Source organism: Gammaproteobacteria bacterium (assembly GCA_022450155.1).
GTDB lineage: Bacteria > Pseudomonadota > Gammaproteobacteria > Arenicellales > UBA868 > REDSEA-S09-B13.
Map to the genome: position 1 here is coordinate 1 of JAKUQR010000037.1, position 19,232 is coordinate 19,232.

Annotated in this window: 16 protein-coding genes; 7 read left to right on the forward strand and 9 right to left on the reverse strand. The window is 53.6% G+C overall.

The features are described 5' to 3' along the window. Positions 1–154 precede the first annotated feature (154 nt). Genes MK323_14115 through MK323_14125 form a run of 3 tightly spaced genes read right to left on the reverse strand, consistent with a single transcriptional unit; the run spans position 155 to position 5,765 of the window. The gene (locus MK323_14115; GenBank protein ID MCH2483287.1) at positions 155–1,687 is read right to left on the reverse strand and encodes an acyl-CoA carboxylase subunit beta; all 1,533 of its coding nucleotides are present in this window, start codon (positions 1,685–1,687) and stop codon (positions 155–157) included. 14 nt (positions 1,688–1,701) lie between these two features. Further along, entirely contained in the window at positions 1,702–3,855 is a 2,154-nt protein-coding gene (gene scpA / locus MK323_14120) for a methylmalonyl-CoA mutase (GenBank protein MCH2483288.1), read from the reverse strand. A gap of 11 nt (positions 3,856–3,866) precedes the next feature. Continuing rightward, positions 3,867–5,765, reverse strand: a complete 1,899-nt coding sequence (locus MK323_14125; GenBank protein ID MCH2483289.1) for a propionyl-CoA synthetase — start codon at positions 5,763–5,765, stop codon at positions 3,867–3,869. Positions 5,766–5,991: 226 nt separating this feature from the next. Between MK323_14125 and MK323_14130 the strand changes: the two genes are divergently transcribed. The 4 genes from MK323_14130 (at position 5,992) to MK323_14145 (ending at position 11,464) form a co-directional block, all read left to right on the forward strand. Further along, positions 5,992–6,768 carry an enoyl-CoA hydratase gene (locus MK323_14130; GenBank protein MCH2483290.1) on the forward strand — a complete coding sequence of 259 codons (777 nt, stop codon included), beginning with the start codon at positions 5,992–5,994 and terminating at the stop codon, positions 6,766–6,768. A gap of 15 nt (positions 6,769–6,783) precedes the next feature. Next, entirely contained in the window at positions 6,784–7,911 is a 1,128-nt protein-coding gene (mtnA, locus tag MK323_14135) for an S-methyl-5-thioribose-1-phosphate isomerase (GenBank protein MCH2483291.1), read from the forward strand. Positions 7,912–8,020: 109 nt separating this feature from the next. Beyond that, positions 8,021–10,183, forward strand: coding sequence for a carboxy terminal-processing peptidase (locus MK323_14140; protein MCH2483292.1), 2,163 nt, complete (start codon positions 8,021–8,023; stop codon positions 10,181–10,183). A gap of 18 nt (positions 10,184–10,201) precedes the next feature. Then, on the forward strand, positions 10,202–11,464 hold the full coding sequence (locus MK323_14145) for a valine--pyruvate transaminase (GenBank protein MCH2483293.1): 1,263 nt from the start codon (positions 10,202–10,204) through the stop codon (positions 11,462–11,464). Between the two features lie 11 nt (positions 11,465–11,475). Here MK323_14145 and MK323_14150 read toward each other — a convergent pair whose 3' ends face one another. Next, positions 11,476–12,012 (reverse strand): NUDIX domain-containing protein, encoded by a 537-nt coding sequence (locus tag MK323_14150; GenBank protein MCH2483294.1) that lies wholly within the window; start codon positions 12,010–12,012, stop codon positions 11,476–11,478. Then, positions 12,009–13,712, reverse strand: a complete 1,704-nt coding sequence (gene betA, locus MK323_14155) for a choline dehydrogenase (GenBank protein MCH2483295.1) — start codon at positions 13,710–13,712, stop codon at positions 12,009–12,011. Before betA ends, MK323_14150 begins: the two co-directional genes overlap by 4 nt. A gap of 113 nt (positions 13,713–13,825) precedes the next feature. Between betA and MK323_14160 the strand changes: the two genes are divergently transcribed. Next, positions 13,826–14,581, forward strand: coding sequence for an HAD family hydrolase (locus MK323_14160; GenBank protein ID MCH2483296.1), 756 nt, complete (start codon positions 13,826–13,828; stop codon positions 14,579–14,581). Between the two features lie 33 nt (positions 14,582–14,614). Here MK323_14160 and MK323_14165 read toward each other — a convergent pair whose 3' ends face one another. Both MK323_14165 and MK323_14170 read right to left on the reverse strand, forming a co-directional pair. After that, a complete protein-coding gene (locus MK323_14165; protein ID MCH2483297.1) occupies positions 14,615–15,160 on the reverse strand; it encodes a cyclin-dependent kinase inhibitor 3 family protein in 546 nt (181 codons plus the stop codon). A 13-nt stretch (positions 15,161–15,173) separates the two neighbouring features. Then, positions 15,174–15,593, reverse strand: coding sequence for a VOC family protein (locus tag MK323_14170; GenBank protein ID MCH2483298.1), 420 nt, complete (start codon positions 15,591–15,593; stop codon positions 15,174–15,176). Positions 15,594–15,733: 140 nt separating this feature from the next. Between MK323_14170 and MK323_14175 the strand changes: the two genes are divergently transcribed. After that, positions 15,734–16,507, forward strand: coding sequence for an MBL fold metallo-hydrolase (locus MK323_14175; GenBank protein ID MCH2483299.1), 774 nt, complete (start codon positions 15,734–15,736; stop codon positions 16,505–16,507). 68 nt (positions 16,508–16,575) lie between these two features. On the opposite strand, the gene MK323_14180 is transcribed toward MK323_14175, so the two are convergent. Next, positions 16,576–17,667, reverse strand: coding sequence for a D-alanine--D-alanine ligase (locus tag MK323_14180; GenBank protein MCH2483300.1), 1,092 nt, complete (start codon positions 17,665–17,667; stop codon positions 16,576–16,578). Between the two features lie 32 nt (positions 17,668–17,699). Then, positions 17,700–18,605, reverse strand: a complete 906-nt coding sequence (locus MK323_14185) for an aminotransferase class IV (GenBank protein ID MCH2483301.1) — start codon at positions 18,603–18,605, stop codon at positions 17,700–17,702. 195 nt (positions 18,606–18,800) lie between these two features. On the opposite strand from MK323_14185, the gene MK323_14190 reads away from it, so the two are divergent. Beyond that, the coding region (locus MK323_14190; GenBank protein MCH2483302.1) for a beta-lactamase family protein at positions 18,801–19,232 on the forward strand (432 nt) is incomplete at its 3' end.

Genomic DNA, 19,232 nt, shown 5'->3' on the forward strand with positions numbered 1-19,232 from the left:
GGAAATCAGCTTAGTCATGATGATGTTACTCAACTATCAGGTCGTCAATGTGAATAGATCCGCCCATCAGATTCTTGCAGCGCAAACTGTTCGCAGGTTCGCCTACTCGCCCGCTATACATACACCCCTAACTGAGCCAGTTATACCAAACCCATTAGAGTGGGATATTGCCGTGCTTGCGCCAGGGATTAGACAACTGTTTCCCGCGCAACATGTCCAGTGACCGTGAAACCCGCCGCCGAGTATCCCGCGGCAGGATCACATCGTCGATAAACCCTCTGTGTCCCGCGATAAAGGGATTCGCAAATGTCTGCTGATATTCCTCAGTACGGGTGGCAATCTTTTCCGGATCGTCCATTTCCTGGCGAAAGATGATTTCTACAGCTCCTTTTGACCCCATAACTGCAATTTCAGCGCTGGGCCAGGCCAGATTGACATCGCCGCGCAGATGTTTGGATGCCATCACATCGTAGGCGCCGCCATAGGCCTTGCGCGTTATAACCGTGACCTTGGGTACAGTGCACTCAGCGTAGGCATATAGGAGTTTCGCACCGTGACGGATGATGCCACCGTATTCCTGGGTCGTGCCCGGAAGAAAACCCGGCACATCCACAAATGTCACGATCGGAATACCAAAGGCGTCACAGAAACGCACAAATCGTGCCGCCTTGACTGAAGATTGGATATCCAGACAACCAGCCAGCACCATTGGCTGATTCGCCACAACACCCACCGTCGAACCGTCGACCCTACCGAAACCGATGACAATATTGCCTGCATACTCGGGCTGTAATTCAAAGAAATCGCCTGCATCGACAACTTTGTGGATCAACTCTTTCATGTCATAGGGCTGGTTTGGGTTGCTCGGCACCAGCGTATCCAGTGACATCTCGATGCGGTCGACTGGGTCGTCGGCGTTACGCCTCGGGCACTCACTGCGGTTGTTCAGGGGCAGAAAATCTACAAAGCGCCTCAATGACAATAATGCCTCGACATCGTTTTCAAAGGCGCCATCTGCGACTCCCGACCGGGTGGAATGCGTGTTTGCGCCACCAAGTTCCTCATGGGTGACTGTCTCGTGCGTCACAGTTTTGACTACCTCCGGGCCGGTCACATACATATACGAAGTATCCTTCACCATGAAAATAAAATCTGTTATTGCCGGCGAATAAACGGCACCGCCTGCACACGGACCCATGATCATCGAGATTTGGGGGATCACTCCCGAGGCCAGCACATTACGCTGAAACACTTCGGCATAACCGGCGAGCGAATCGACACCCTCCTGGATACGAGCACCGCCGGAATCGTTAAGACCGATGACTGGCGCGCCAACTTTCATTGCGTGGTCCATGATCTTGCAGATCTTTCCCGCATGTGCTTCTGACAACGAACCACCAAACACCGTAAAGTCCTGACTAAAAACAAAGACCGTTCGACCATTAATAGTCCCGTATCCGGTGACGACGCCGTCGCCAGGTACAACCTTGTCGGCCATACCAAAATCAGTTGAGCGGTGCTCGACAAAAATATCCCATTCTTCAAAACTGTCCTGGTCCAGCAGTACATCGACACGCTCACGGGCGGTCAGCTTCCCCCGTGCGTGTTGCGCATCAATACGTTCCTGACCACCACCCAGTTTGGCGGCTTCCCGCCGGCGTTCGAGTTCTTCAATGATTTCCTGCATGGCCCGTCCTCCCGTCAGCGCTGACGCTGCCCCAGTAGATCAACAATACCCTGAGCAGCGGTTGGGATGTGGGTGCCAGGGCCGTAAATAGCCGCCACACCCAACTTATACATCTCAGCATGATCCTGCGGCGGAATCACACCACCCAGGACCACGATGATGTCTGATGCACTTTGACGCTCAAGTTCTGCCATAACCTCGGGTATCAATGTCCGGTGTGCAGCTGCCTGCGAGGATACACCGATGACGTGGACATCATTTTCAACCGCCTGACGTACCGCATCAGCGGGTGTCTGAAACAATGGGCCAATATCAACATCGAAACCCAGATCGGCAAACGCCGTGGCAATCACCCTGGCCCCGCGATCATGTCCATCCTGACCCAGTTTTGCCACCAGTAGCCGGGGCTGCCGACCGACACGATCAGCAAATGAGCGAACTGCTGCCTGGGCACTACTGAAACTCTCGTCGTCTTGCACAGCCGCGCCGTAAATGCCCGAAATGGTCATCGTCTCTGCACGATGCCGGCCGAATACGTTCTCCAGGGCGGTAGAGATCTCACCTACCGTTGCTCGCGCCCTGACCGCATCCATCGCACAGGCCAGGAGATTTTTATTTTGCCCATCATCGCCTGCTGCATGTTCGAGTACCTGTAACGCTTCCTGGCAGCGAGCTTCATCACGAGAGATACGAACGCTTTCCAGACGCCGTAACTGTGCGTCACGAACCGCCATGTTGTCCACACTGAGAATTTCCACCGCCTCTTCCTCGTCAGGCTGGTATCGGTTTACCCCAACAACGACCTCCTCGCCCTGATCAATTCTTGCCTGCCGGCGGGCGGCGGCTTCCAAGATCCTAAGCTTGGGCAGGCCTGCACTGACGGCCTCAGTCATTCCACCGAGTTCCTCGACTTCATCGATCAGCTTGCGGGCCTCATGCACCAGGGAACTGGTCAGGCTCTCAACATAATAAGAGCCGCCAAGAGGATCGATTACGTCCGTGACGCCAGTCTCTTCTCGCAGTACAAGCTGTGTGTTGCGGGCTATTCGCGCCGCAAAATCTGTAGGCAATGCCAGTGCTTCATCAAAACTGTTCGTGTGCAGTGACTGCGTACCGCCCAACACACCAGCCAGTGCTTCAATCGTGGTGCGTATGATGTTGTTGTATGGATCCTGGCTGGTGAGACTCACGCCCGAAGTCTGACAATGCGTCCGCAGCATCAGTGAACGGGGGTCTTTTGGCGAAAAATGTTCGTTGACCAATTCCGACCATAACTGCCTGGCCGCACGAAGTTTGGCGACCTCCATAAAAAAGTTCATCCCGATGCAGAAAAAGAAAGACAGCCGTGGAGCAAAATCATCGATCTCAAGGCCACTCGCAAGCGCGGCGCGCACATACTCGATGCCGTCGGCCAGGGTATACGCCAATTCCTGAACACAGGTCCCCCCCGCTTCCTGCATGTGGTACCCCGAAATAGAAACCGGGTTAAATCGTGGCATATTCTGCGCCGTAAAACCGATGATGTCCGCCACGATCCGCATCGATGGCCTGGGCGGATAAATGTAGGTGTTACGAACCATGAACTCTTTCAGAATATCGTTCTGTATCGTTCCAGAGAGCGTGGCAAGATCACAGCCCTGCTCCTGGGCTGCGACAGCATACATGGCCAGAACAGGCAGTACCGCGCCGTTCATCGTCATCGATACCGATATATCCCCCAGCGGTATCTGATCAAACAGAATTTTCATATCTTCGACGGAGTCGATTGCCACTCCCGCCTGACCAACGTCTCCAACCACCTCGGGATGATCTGAGTCATAACCCCGGTGTGTCGCCAGATCAAATGCCACAGACAAGCCGGTCTGTCCCGCCGCCAGGTTACGCCGGTAAAACGCGTTGGATTCTTCAGCAGTCGAGTAGCCGGCGTACTGACGGACTGTCCACGGTCTACCCGGGTACATTGTGGCCCGCGGGCCTCGACGATAAGGTGGAAAGCCCGGCAAGGAATCCTGCTGGGTCATATCTTCAAGATCGGCAGCCGTGTACAACGGCTTGATTGTGATCCCTTCCGGAGTCTGGCGACAGAGTGACTCGGCTGTCACTGACTTCAACTCCTGCGCAGCAAGATCACGCCAGTCATCCAGAGTTCGAATATCGAAGTCGTTCACCGGAGTATTACTCAGGAAGCAGGATAACCGATACTATTCAGAGCCTCTGTTATCTCGTCCAGTATCTCGGGATCATCAATGGTTGCCGGCATCTGCCAGTCTTCACCGTCTGCGATCTTTCCCATTACCCCGCGAAGAATTTTACCGGACCGCGTCTTTGGAAGCCGCTTAACCACGACTGCCTGCTTGAACGCAGCGACCGGACCGATCCGATCTCGAACCATCTGCACAACTTCGGCGGCGATTTCCTCACTCAGCCGGTCACAACCGGCATTCAGTACGAGAAAGCCCAGTGGCGCCTGCCCTTTCAAGGCGTCCTGGACGCCAGTTACTGCACATTCGGCCACATCGGCATGATCAGCCAACACCTCTTCCATTGCACCAGTCGACAACCTATGGCCTGCGACATTGATAATGTCATCGGTCCGGGACATCACATAGACATAACCCTCGTCATCAATCATACCTGCATCAGAGGTATTGTAGTAACCGTCAAACTGACTGAGATAAGCTTCAAAGAACCGCTCGCGGGCATTCCAGAGCGTGGGAAACGATCCGGGCGGAAGGGGTAACTTAACCGCCAGCGTGCCTATGTCACCGGGTGTCACAGGCTTTCCGTCCTCCCCGAGTACGTTCAGGTCCCAACCAGGCACAGGCTTAGAAGGCGAACCTTCTTTGATCGGCAGCATCTCGATTCCCCGACAGTTCGCCGCGATAGACCAGCCGGTCTCGGTCTGCCACCAGTGGTCGATCACGGGCACGTTCAGTTTATCTTCTGCCCAGTGCAATGTATGGGGATCCGTTCTTTCACCGGCCAGATACAAACACTCAAACCGACTCATGTCGTATTGTTTCAGATACTCGCCGTTTGGATCATCCTTTTTAATGGCCCGAAATGCCGTTGGTGCCGTGAACAACACTTTTACGCCGTGTTCAGCAATAACCCGCCAGAATGCACCTGGATCTGGAGTACCCACCGGCTTACCCTCATACAGAACTGTGGTGCTACCATTGAACAGTGGGGCATACACGATATACGAATGCCCGACCACCCAGCCGACATCTGAAGCGGCCCAGAAAACATCGCCCGGATCTGTGCCGTAGATGTTTTTCATGCTCCATTTCAATGCAACAATATGTCCAGCATTGTCGCGGACAACACCCTTCGGCTGGCCCGTAGTACCCGAGGTATAAAGAATGTACAAGGGGTCAGTTGCTGCCACCGGAACACAATCCACCGGTGTGGCTGCGGACATGGCCTCATGCCAGTCCTGATCCCGCCCGGCAACCAGATCGGCCTCACACTCCGGTCGCTGAAGAACGATACACTGTGCAGGTTTGTGTCTCGCCGTCTCGATCGCACCGTCGAGTAGCGGTTTGTATTCGACCACCCGGCCCGGTTCGATACCACAGGAAGCTGACACGATCACTTTCGGGGTGCAGTCATCGATTCGTACAGCCAGTTCATTCGAGGCAAACCCCCCGAACACCACCGAATGTATTGCGCCGATACGGGCGCAGGCCAACATCGCAATCAATGCCTCGGGCACCATCGGCATGTAGATGATTACACGATCACCGCGACCTATATCATTTTGCACTAGTACGCCGGCAAAACGGGCTGTCTGTTCGAGCAGCTCGGCATACGTTAACGTCCGAGCGGTACCCGTCACGGGACTGTCGTAGATGATAGCAGCTTGATCACCGCGGCCATGTTCCACATTCAGATCCACTGCGTTATAGCAGGTGTTAACTTCACCACCTGTGTACCATCGATAGTACGGTGCGTCCGTGTCGTCCAGGACACGGTCCCACTTCTTATACCAGTGAATATCTTCAGCTGCCCGCGCCCAGAATCCCACCGGATCCTGTAATGCGCTCTGATATACTGATTCGTAGTTACCACTCATTGTCGGCCACCCTGATAAACGGTGATGTGTCTAGATCGGCTGGGCGAGAACTGCTGAACCCGAACCCTACCGTCAAACACCACAATAACTTAAGAATGCCTGTCAGATCGAACAGCAAAAGCGCCCATCTCACAAAATACAACACCGGTATGATAAGTGTTTTTAGCACCCACAGCGAGTGACTAACAACATACGCCCAATCCCTATGCCATTTGCTGGAGCAGCCATGAACTACCAGAATATTCTTGTTGAAACCCACGACGTCGTCGGCCTGATTACCCTCAACAGACCGGATGTCCTCAACGCGCTCTCCGATGACCTAATGGATGAGCTTAGTGACGCCGTAGACAGGTTAGAGACTGACGATGCGATTGGCGCATTGGTCTTGACAGGTAGTGACAAAGCTTTTGCCGCTGGTGCAGACATCAAACGCATGAAGGACAGTGACTATATGGATGTCTACATGGGCAACTTCATCGGCCGAAACTGGGAACGCATCAGCACCTGCCGAAAACCCGTTATTGCCGCTGTAGCCGGTTATGCGCTGGGCGGCGGCTGCGAACTCGCAATGATGTGTGACTTCATCATCGCTGCAGAGAGTGCTCAGTTTGGGCAGCCCGAGATCAAACTCGGCGTAATACCGGGGGCCGGCGGCACTCAGCGACTAACCCGTTTTGTCGGCAAGTCCAAAGCCATGGAGATGTGCCTAACTGGAAGAATGATGGATGCCGACGAGGCTGAACGAGTCGGACTGGTCAGCCGGATAGTGCCCGCCGACAACCTGCTGGACGATGCATTGAAAACCGCCAAAAAGATTGCAACGCTTTCCCGACCTTCGGTCATGATGGCCAAAACGGCTGTCAACCGGGCCTACGAAACCACACTTGCCGAAGGTATCCGATTCGAACGGACCATCTTCCAGTCATTATTTGCGACTGATGACAAAAATGAAGGGATGGCTGCATTTATCGAAAAACGAAAACCCAACTGGAAACATCGGTGACACACGGGGCCCGATGTGAAAGTTGACGACCACCATTATCGCTCGATCTGGCTGGAAGATAACGCACCATCCGTCTCTGTCATCGATCAAACGCTTCTACCATTTGAGTTTCGGATTCGTCAGCTCAGATCGACTGCTGATATGGTCGATGCCATCGCCACTATGGTTGTTCGTGGTGCTCCGCTGATCGGCGCCGCAGCCGCTTGTGGCCTTTTCCTGGCAGCCCAGGAAAATCCGTCTGATGAACATCTGGAAAAATCCGCCAGCCGACTACTCACAGCTCGCCCCACCGCTGTAAATCTGCGTTGGGCCTTGGATCGAATGCTACCGGAACTGCTTAACGAACCCATCACCCAGCGGGTAGAGGCCGCACGGGTCGGAGCTCAAAAGATTTGTGATGAGGACGTCAGCATTAACAGCCGAATCGGTGCGCACGGACTGGAATTCCTCACCCAACACTGTCACCTTGCTCAAAAAGACATGCCCTTCAATATTCTGACTCACTGCAACGCCGGCTGGCTGGCAACCGTCGATTGGGGAACTGCGCTGTCACCCATCTTTAAAGCGCACGACGCTGGCATGAATATTCACGTTTGGGTCGACGAGACTCGCCCACGAAATCAAGGGGCATTACTGACTGCGTGGGAACTGAAAGCGCATGGTGTGCCACACACTGTGATAGCCGACAACGCAGGTGGTCATCTGATGCAGCGCGGCCAGGTCGATGCCTGCATTGTTGGTTCCGACCGAACAACACGGTCCGGCGATGTATGCAACAAGATCGGCACCTATCTCAAGGCTCTGGCCGCTAAAGCCAACGACGTACCATTTTTTGCCGCGCTCCCATCATCGACCATTGACTGGTCCATACGCGATGGAATTTCTGAAATACCTATAGAGGAACGGGAAAGTATTGAGGTTACCCACATCACCGGAGCTGATGAAAAGAACCAACTTGTCAGGGTCCGCCTCACACCAGAGGGCAGTCAGGCAGCTAACCCGGCATTCGATGTCACGCCCCGGGACTACGTCTCCGGCATTATTACGGAACGGGGTGTGTGTGACGCCTCCGAGACAGCACTGCTGAGTCTGTATCCGGAACAGGCCCAAAAGCGGCGAAAGAGCCAGCCTATTTCAACTTGAAATCCGGATCATCGGCACGGTCAATCACATCGCATAACAACTGCTATAGTCAGTCGCCTACGCTCGAGCAGACGTTCACTCACCACCGATCGACTACAACTGTATGTCCATGACTAAGCCTACTGACTGCCCGTCAAACCAAGCAACCAAGGCGCGCATCAGGCACGCTCGCCGCTGCTGCTGGTCGTATATTTTAGCGCTCGCCCTGGCACTGCCCTGTGTTTCGATCTATGCCGACGTTGCGCCGCTTAAAGCCCTGCCTGGTCATCAGCGGGCGGTAGAACTAATTAACTACTTTATACAGCGATATCACTATCGCACAGCACAGCTCAATGACGAACTTTCCAGCCAGATACTCGATCGCTACATTCAAAGTCTGGATGCCAACCGAAGTTATTTTCTGGCATCCGACATTGAAGGCTTCGAACAAATGCGCTTTCACCTGGATAACTATCTTCGAAAACAGGAACTGGACCAAATCTTTAAACTGTTTGATCTGTACCGGGAACGAGTAATTGACAGGGCAGAGTTTTCGGTGCGCGCCCTGAGCGAGGGTTTTGACCTGAACATACCGGAGAGCTATCGGTTCAACCGGAGCACATCACCATGGCCGACTGACCAGGCGCAACTGGATGACATCTGGCGACGGCGGGTCAAAAACGACTATCTGTCTCTGAAACTTGCCGGCAATTCTCACGATGACATCTTAAAAACACTTGGCAATCGTTATCGCCAGCTGAGTCGGCGTACAAAACAGATTACATCCTCCGATGTTTTTGAGACATTCATAAACGCGTACATCACTTCAGTGGAGCCACACACCAACTACTTTTCACCCCGATCAACCGAAAATTTCAAGATCAGGATGAGCCTGTCCTTGGAGGGGATCGGTGCTGTTCTACAAACTGAAAACGAATATACCGTGGTGCGTAGAATCGTGGCAGGCGGACCAGCCGAACTCAGTCAGCTATTGAATGCGGGCGACAGAATTATCGGTGTCGGTCAAGATGAGGACCAGCCGCTGGTCGATGTTATCGGGTGGCGACTGGACGATGTGGTTGATCTGATTCGAGGCCCCAAAAACACTGTGGTGAGACTACAGATTGTTCCGGTCCAGGACGGACCGGACGGCAGCGGCCAGATCATCAGCATCGTACGCGATACGATCAACCTTGAGGAACAAGCGGCACAGAAATCGGTTATCTCTGTAGAACGTGGCGATCATATTTATCGAATAGGCGTCATCGATCTGCCGACCTTTTATGTCGACTTCGACGGCCGTTCCAGCGGCAAGGCTGACTATCGCAGCACAACCCGAGATGTTGCTAGGCTGGTCAGAGAGCTGCGGGCGGAGCATACAGATGGGTTGGTCATCGACTTGCGGGGGAACGGCGGCGGGGCGCTTACCGAAGCAACAACTCTCACCGGCCTTTTCATCGAGAAAGGACCGATCGTACAAGTCAAGGACGCGAAGGGTCGTGTCCGGGTAAAACGGGATACAGACCCCGCAATTATCTACCGTGGGCCTCTCGCCGTGCTGGTAGACGGCAACAGCGCGTCTGCCTCGGAAATCTTTGCAGGTGCAATCCAGGATTACGGCCGAGGCATCATCATTGGCACACCCACTTATGGGAAAGGAACCGTCCAGAACCTGGTCGATCTGGACCGGTACTCTCGAAACGAGGACGAGAAGCTTGGTCAACTCAAATTTACGATAGCGCAATTCTTTAGAATCAATGGCGACAGCACACAGCACAGAGGCGTTGTTCCCGATATCCTGCTGCCAACAGCTCAAGATGATACGAAACACGGTGAGCGAAGTTTGAAAAATGCGCTGCCCTGGGAACAGGTTGCTTCAGCCGATTACAGTCCGTTTGACCAGTCAGGCCTGAGCGCCGTATTACCTAAAATCAGATCGGTTCACCAAACACGCGTCGCAGATGATCCAGGGTTTCGATTTTTGTTGTCCAATCAGGCACTTGACAGAGAGATCGCGGCCATAGAGGAAATATCCCTGCTTGAATCTGAGCGTCAGTTCGAGCGTACGCGACGACAATCAGCTCGCGATTTATTGAGCACAGCCCTGCGCAAGGCCTGGAACCTCGGTGAAGATGAAAAAGTCGGTGACGAAGAGTTTCCTGGCGATATTGTTCTCAACGAAGCCGCGCAGATACTTGCCGATACTACGATCGAACTGCAAAACAATCGTATGCTGGCTCAGCACTCTGCCCACCTCAGTGCTGAGTCAGATTCTTCGACCCAGGACCAATAATCTGCGGGCGAAGATCTCTTGAAGACCTCCACCTTTGGTGAATTCCTGGCCGCCGGTTCGGGCATTCTGCAGCTTATGGAAGATGCCGGTGAGGCCCTTGCGGGGGACGGTGAGGTACTGCTGCTCGGTGGCGGTAATCCTGCTCGAATACCCGAAGTTCAGCGGACCTTTCGAGAAGCGATGGGCAGTTTGCTTGAGGATGCACCCCGTTTCGATCGTATCGTTGGAGACTACGATGGGCCACAGGGTAATGTTGAATTCTTAAGCGCGATTACAGAATTGTTGAATTCACAGTTCAACTGGGGTATCAGCGAAAATAATGTCGCCCTGACTAACGGCAGCCAGACATCTTTCTTTGTGTTGTTCAATATATTTGCCGGTGTAACCCAGGACGGCCGGAACCAACGCATATTGCTGCCACTCATACCGGAATACATCGGTTACACGGAAATGGGCCTTGGCCAGTGTATTTTTGATACCTGCAAACCGTCCATCAGTCTCAGTGGTGACCATCAGTTCAAATATCACGTGGACTTTGAACACCTACAACTTCAGTCACACACCGGCGCATTGTGTGTTTCCCGACCGACAAACCCCACAGGCAATGTATTGACCGATGCTGAAATCGAACAACTGGTTGTTCTGGCAACAGAGAGAGACCTGCCATTGATAATCGATGGCGCCTACGGCACGCCTTTCCCCAACATTATCTTTACCGATGCTACGCCGTTTTGGGACAGTAATATTATCCTGTGCCTCAGTCTGTCAAAACTGGGCCTTGCCGGCGTGCGAACGGGTATCGTAATTGCTCAGGAAGACATTATTCAGTCAATCACATCGGCCAATGCAATTATGAATCTGACCCCGGGAAGCTTTGGCCCGGGACTCACAACCGACATGGTCCGTGATGGGTCAATTCTGGATATCTCGAACCAGTTCATACGACCGTTCTATCAATCAAGAGCACAGATTGCGATCAGCTGGATTGAGTCCGAACTGGCGAGCTATCCCTTTCGAGTTCACACCCCGGAAGGCGCAATATTCCTGTGGGTTTGGTTCAAGGACCTGCCGATTACCAGTGAGACGTTGTATCAGCGACTTAAGGCGCGCGACGTGCTGGTCATTCCAGGCGAGCATTTCTTCCCGGGACTCACAGAACCATGGAAACATCGTCATGAATGTGTTCGGGTATCGTACGCCCAGGACCAGCAGACCGTCGAGCGTGGTATCGCCATCCTGGCTGAGGAAGTACGCGCAGCCTATGACAACGCAGTACCTTAGGCTCTGGACATTCAGACGTACTCAACAACATCGACTTCTTTACATTGACTGAAGCGGTGCCAGATCGTACGAAACGACTCTGCGAAATCCTCAGCCGAGTCGCGCAACCACTGGTCTACCTGCGCCTGGGCAAACCACTGACCTGTTTCCATTTCAGTATAGTCAAGCGCCAGCTCAAGATCTGTCACTAGGCGGTATACCCAGCAGAATTCCATTCCTGTTTGGGGGCTGGCAACAAGCTTAAATAGGCGTTTTGGCATTTCTTCCATCCGAATTCCGATCTCTTCTTCGATCTCACGCACACAACAGGCATCGTAGGTCTCGCCGGCATCAACATGACCGGCGACCGACGAATCCCAGAGGCCGGGGCTTTCTTGTTTATGCAGACCGCGCTTCTGTAGAAATAACCGCCCGTCCAGCCTGAACACCAGAACGTGGATGGCACGATGTGGCAGACTTAATCGGTGAATGTCATCGCGCCTGCGCTGCCCGATGACCTGGTCCTGGTTATCAACCACCGACAGAATTTCTGAATCTTCCGCCCTCATATCGGGGCGTCAACGTCGGATCTACGAACCGGTTCACCCACGCGCTGTCGCTGCTGCCAGTACTCGTCTATCCAGACCGAGCTATCAAGTGGGGGTAACAGTGAGCCGCCAAGTATCATATCTGCGACCCGCTCTGCCAGCATAATCGTCGGTGCATTGAGGTTGCCGTTAGTAATTTCAGGGAATACAGATGAGTCTACGACGCGAAGAGACTCTACCCCTTTCACTCTACATGCACTGTCCAGCACGGCGGTCGCATCGTCAATCGCGCCCATGCGACACGTACAGGATGGATGATAGGCACTTTCTACATTCTGTCGAACCCAGTCATCTATATCCGAATTGCTAATGACGCTTCTACCGGGTTGTATTTCTGCACCCCGGAACGGTTCCATGGCGGGCTGTTCGAAAATCTCCCGGGTCAGATGTATACAGGCCCGCCAGTCTTCCCGATCCTGCTGCGCCTCAAGATAGTTGAACAGAATCTTGGGGCTATCCTTGGGCGATTGCGAAACAATTTTCACGCACCCTCGACTTTGCGGCTTGTTCGGTCCTACATGGACCTGAAACCCGTGCCCGGGGAAAGCCGCACGCCCGTCATACCGCATTGCACCCGGTAGAAAGTGGTACTGAATATCGGGCCATTGAACGCCTGCACGTGAACGGATAAAACCACAGGACTCGAAATGATTCGTGGCACCCAGGCCGGTTCTCGTGAACAGCCAACGGGCACCGATTAAACCTTTGGCCAGCGGATTGAGGTAACGATTCAGGGTAATCGGCTGCTTACACCGAAACTGAAAATATACTTCGAGGTGATCCTGCAGATTCTCGCCCACGCCAGGGCTCTCGCATTGCACTTCTATCCCCAAAGATTCAAGGTGATGAGCCGAGCCAATACCCGAACGCTGCAACAGACTCGGCGACCCGATAGACCCGGTCGCCATCAACACCTCGCGCCGAGCCTGAACCTGAAAAATCCGCCCGTCCTTTTCGTATTCGACAGCCACGGCTCTGGATTTTTCAAACAGCACGCGGTGCACGTACGTACCACCGACGTATCGGAGATTGGACCGATTCATTGCGGGTCGCAGATACGCACTGGCTGTGGATGCCCGGACTCCATCCCGAACCGTCATGTGCATGGCACCAAATCCCTCTTGCTGACGCCCATTGTAGTCATCGGTTACGGGGTAACCCGCTTCGTGCCCGGCCTGAATAAATGCCTCATAGAGCGAATTTCCGGTCATGTTGTTCCCAGCACAGACTGAGAGCGGTCCATGGCCCCCGCGATAGTCATTTTCTCCGTCAACCCAACTTTCTGCCTTCTTAAAGTAAGGTAGACAAGACGCGTAGTTCCAGCCATCCGCGCCCAATTCTTCCCATCGATCGAAGTCCCGGGGATGTCCCCGAACATACACCATCCCGTTAATCGATGATGATCCACCAAGCACACGGCCGCGCGGGCAATCGATCACCCGGCCATTCAAGTGAGGTTCAGCCTGCGAGGTGTATCCCCAGTTGAAGCGTGCCAGATTCATCGGAATTGACAAGGCCGCTGGCATCTGCACATATATACTGCGGTCGCTTCCCCCTGCTTCCATCAACAGCACGTTACAGCCAGAATCCTCGCTTAATCTTGCGGCCAGCACGCAACCGGCAGATCCTGCACCAATAATTACATAATCAGCATCACGCACAAATGTGTCTCTCGTCTATAGTCACCTCCACCACACCCCAAGGAGTGACTGTTGTCAGCTTAGCCAGTATGTCGCACCCTTTATCCTAAACCATCAGGCCGCAAACCAAAATAATGTCGAAGCTCAAGGCCCGAAATACAAGCGTTAACGCAGATCTCGTCGTATTCGATAAAGACGGCACCCTGATTGATTTCCATACCCTGTGGGGGCCAAGGGTGGAACGCGCCATCAAGGCAATCTGCTCATCCCTAGGGTGGAGTCAGCCCCTCATCGATCAGTTATCTGCAGCACTCGGCTACGACCCTCAAACTGCTCGTGTCGTATCTCAGGGACCACTCGCAACTGCACCCATCAGTGAGCTAGAGATCGTCGTAGCCACGGCCCTTTTTCAGCACAAGGTGTCCTGGGAGCGCGCAAAAGACCTGGCTTGCGGGCACTTCGGCCCGGTGATGTCTGCCCTGCCAACACCGGCGGAAATCAATCCCCTGGGAGATGTTCGCGCGGCTATTGTACGGCTTAAATCATCAGGGATTCAGGTCGCCATCGCAACGAGTGATGACCGAGCACCGACAGAAGCTGCTCTGCGTGAACTGAATCTCACTCAAACTGTCGACCTGCTACTGTGCGCGGATGATCCCGGCACTCCTTCAAAACCAGACCCATCGGTTCTGCACTACATCAGCCAACAACTGATTGTCAGCATTGACCGAACCGTGATGGTCGGAGATACCGTGAGCGATCTGGTAATGGCCCGACGGGCTGGCGTGACACTGACAGTAGGCATAACCGGAGGTGCTGACAAGACGGCCGAGCTCGAGTCACATGCCGACGTTTTATTGTCGTCAGTGGATGACCTTGTACCAGCCTGATAAGCACGCAAAAAGTCGCATCAAACTACCGGCTCAGCTTGGAAACTTGCCCGAAGTAAGCGAACGCAGGTAGTCCTCCTGGCTTTTGCTTTCTATAGCTCCTGGCCTGGCCCTGCGAACACTGTCAATGGCGTCCACAGGCAATTCCCCCACACCAATCAGCAAACGGGCGGCTATAGTCCCGGCACGGCCCAGTCCAGCAGCGCAGTGGAGAAGAATCTTTTCACCCCGACTCAGTTGCGCCAAAAGCTCAGGTTCAATATCCGCAAACTGCGATTCGAAGCGGGCACCTGGTGCCCCAAGATCAGTGATTGGGCAGTGATACCAGTCAAATGGTGCGATTTCGTATCTTTCTGGCAAGTGGGCCACTCCCAGTATCGAAAACTCGTACTGTTCAATCAACGAAATCACTGTCAGTGGTTCCCAGTCTATGATCACTCCGAGATCCCGATCCAAATCACGCGTACGCACGCCAACTGAACTGAACTCGAGCCGCCCCGGGCAACAGCACATCCCCACCATCCCGTTGCCGGGTAACGAGACAGTATCGATCTGCAGTGGCTCGCCTGGGACCTGCACTACCGCTCAGAACTCACCATGCACCCGTGTTGGGCATCGACAGCCACGGCTCGGCTGGTGCCAAATCGTCACCCTGTTGCAGCAGTTCGATTGAAATATTGTCGGGAGATCGGATAAATGCCATGCGGCCATCTCTGGGTGGCCTGTTGATTGTGACACCGTTATCCATCAGGTGCTGGCACAGCGCGTAGATGTTCTCGGTACCATAAGCAAGATGCCCAAAATTTCGACCGCCCGCATACTCTTCAGGGTCCCAGTTATGGGTAAGCTCGACCATCGCATCTTCGTTACCAGGAGCCGCCAGAAAGATATTGGTATAACGACCCTTCTCATCATCTTGACGTCGAAGTTCGATCAACCCCAGTTTGTTGCAGTAAAAGTCAAGCGAATCTTCAACACTACTTATCCGCACCATTGTGTGCAGGTATTTCATACCACCTCCTTTAAACTGTTGACAGACCGATCTTAACCTTTGGACAGGCTCCTTTGAAACCACGCATTACCAGCAATCAACACCCAAAGCTCGATATCTGATACCGTCGATACCTGTGCGCAGACAGCAACGGCAAGTTTATGAGTACCACGATAACGACTGCTGGTGACGACTGGTATGAGTGCATATCACTCGGTGACGGTATCTCACTGATCCGGGAACGCTACGTCGCAGATTGGCTGCGCTGCAATATCTGGCACATTCAAGGCAAGCAGCAAGATCTTCTGATTGATTCCGGGCTTGGTTTACGGCCACTGAAGCCCGAGATTGCCCGACTCAGTTCGCGCTCCGTGACCGCGGTCATGTCACACTGTCATTTTGACCACATTGGATCCTGTCATGAGTTCGACAAGCGCCTGGGGCATCGCGCCTGCAGTGAGGTGTATCAGGATCCGATGCCGCCCGAAATGCAGATCGATGCGTTCATCCGGGCGGAGACGTTCAAGGCCCTGCCCCACGATCAGTTCGAAGTCTCATCCTTCCACATCACCCCCGCTCCCCTAACAGGCTATCTCGATGATGGCGATCACATCGATCTCGGCGACCGAGTGTTGCGCGTTCTGCACCTGCCGGGCCACTCTCCTGATTCGATTGCTCTGCTGGACGAAAAAAACCAGATTCTATTCAGTGGCGATGTTATCTATAACGGTGACCTTTTTGATACGCTGTATCACTCGGACCGTGACGCCTATAGAGAAAGCCTCGAACGGCTGAAAACGATCCCCATTACGACTGTTCACGGCGGACACGACGCCTCGTTTGATCGAAACCGCATGATTGAGATCATCGACAACTACCTCGATGGTGGCGGTCGACTTGGTGATCCTTACGCCTGGGTCAGCGCAAAGGTGTGACTCGGTTGAGCGCCTAGCCGACCGTCAAACTAAACCAGCAGAGATCAGCATTCACTCCAAGCACGGGCTCAACTGAGCGTGCTCTGTAGGTCCTTACGGTCAAGGTGTCGCTCCAACCCAAACTGGATCAGCCGATCTATCAAATCGCCGTAAGCGATGCCCGCTGCCGCCCAGAGCTTTGGATACATGCTGATGGGTGTGAAACCTGGCATCGTATTAATCTCGTTGACTAAAACACTGCCATCTGAGCACATGAAAAAATCAACGCGCGCGAGTCCGCTGCAATCTATTGCTTTAAACGTCTGTATAGCGAGCTGCTGGATCGTCTCGGTTTTTGACTTTTCCAATACTGCGGGAATCACCAACTCAGACCGATCGTCAATATACTTAGTGGTGTAATCGTAAAATTCAGCGCCCGGGATAATTTCCCCGACACCGGATGCCTGTGGGAACTCGTTTCCCAAGACCGCACATTCGAGTTCCCTGGCGTTTTCAACCGATCTCTCAACAATCAACTTGGTGTCATATCGCGACGCCAGTTCCAGACCCACCTGCAGGCCCTGGCGATCATGAGCTTTCGAAATTCCCACACTGGACCCCAGGTTTGCAGGTTTTACAAACAGAGGGTAATCGTACTCGCCTTCCAGGCGCTCTAAAACCGGTACCTGGGCTCGGCACCAGTCGGAACGCATAATCACGGTATATTGGGTCTGGGGCAGACCACTGGCCGCAAATATCGCCCGCGCCAGCGCTTTGTCCATACCTAAAGCCGAGGCGGCCACACCCGCGCCCACATAGGCCAGTCCCGCGAGTTCGAGCAGACCCTGAACAGTGCCGTCTTCACCGTAAGGACCATGTAACAGAGGGAAAACCACATCAAACTCGGAATCAGGTAGATTGTCTCCGTCTTCTGAAACCAGAAAAGCGCCGCCACTGGACAGCCTGGCAGGCACCAGTTCATCGGACACGACCGTCGCCGACTCTAGCAATCGAGCCTCTTTACCCCCGAAACACCATCGGCCCTGCAGGTCGATACCTGCCAGCACAACGTTGTAGCGCTCGCGGTCGATCGCCGCGTAGACCGATCTCGCAGAAACAACCGACACTTCGTGCTCTGCCGAACGCCCGCCGAATAAGAGCAGAACCCGAGTTCTACTCACTGTCTGCCCAAATATTCGGTCATTTTTCTGTTTCAGATCAGCGCGTCAGCTGCATGCGCTGCCACGTAGGCATCTAAATAGGCCAGAAATACTGCCTGTACCTGGCGTGTGATTTCTCCACCACCCTCCGGAAATTTCAGAACCTCGCCGTTCTCAAGACGAAGAGATGCACACGGCATCACATCCCGGGTGGCACTGGTCACGAAGCATTCGCTGGCATCGTAGAGTTCATTGGCGTGTATATCGGCCTCCTGACTCGAAATCCCAGCCTCCTTCAAGGCACGGTGTATGTGCTTTTTGGTCAACCCCTTGAGATTTCCTTCTCCGGGGGTAGTCAGCCGCCCGTTAATCACAAACCAGGCGTTACTGTTCGCAGCTTCAGTCACAAACCCCTCTCGATCAAGGATGATGCAATCGTCGGCACCCAGTTGTCGGGCCTGGGTGATTGCCAGGATATTGTTCAGATAGTTTCCTCCTTTTATGTTCGGATCCAATGCATTTGCCGGATTACGTCGAACCGAAGGTACGGCCATATCCATGCCATGGGAATAATATTCCGGCTTGCGCGCAGGCAGTGTGCTGACAATGATCACATAACGCGTCGTAAGGTCCGGATCCGGATACAGGTCGACCGGGCCAACGCCGCGTGTAACCTGGTATCGAACGTAAATATCCTGTTCAGAGCCTGCACCAGTCGCCTTAACCGTCCGCCTGATCTCCTGGATAAGCTCTTCCCGACTCTGTGTAATTGTCATACTGATCAGTGCTGCCGAGTTCTCCAGCCGCTCAAAGTGATCATCCATGAATACCGGCACACCCTTGTAGGTCCGGAAAACCTCATACACCGAGTCTCCATACAGGAAACCACGATCCATAGCTGGAATTGTCGCGTCAGCCATTGGTGTGACGAGCCCGTCGACATTAATCATTGGGTTCATCTCACGGGATCCTTTTCATCTTGCCCTATACTCAATGGATAATCAGCCTCGCGTAAAGCAGCTGCTTTCATCGCAGGTTGTCAACAGGGACGGTTCTCTACCGCGAAGTCAGCATCTCACAATTGATGTCTGCACTCAACAAATAACTTACCACACGCTCTCTCGCACAGCACCCCGTTTCCACAGGAGAACCCAGTGCCCATTTACGCCAATCAGGACCTTGTGGCTCAGTCCGATGAGATGGAAGGTTGGAATACACCACTCAACAGACGTGCCAGTTTTCACAATCTTCACCGGATTATCCGCTATGGTTTCAGTGTTCGTGCTCCCGATGTACTCAAACTGACCAGCTGCATTGATGCACGCATCGCCGAACTGGGTTCGGTACAACAAATGTGTAGCTCCGATTTCTTCTCGGCAATGGTCGTACTTCGGGGCGAACAGCTTGTGTATGAACAGTATGCGCCTGATTTTGCCCCTCACCAGGCGCATACAATTATGTCTATCACCAAGACCATGACCCATCTGATCATGGGGCGGTGTGTAGAAGATGGTTTGATCGACCTGAACGCCAAGGTGTGTGACTACCTCCCGGAAATCGGTTCAGGCTATGCCGATGCAATAATA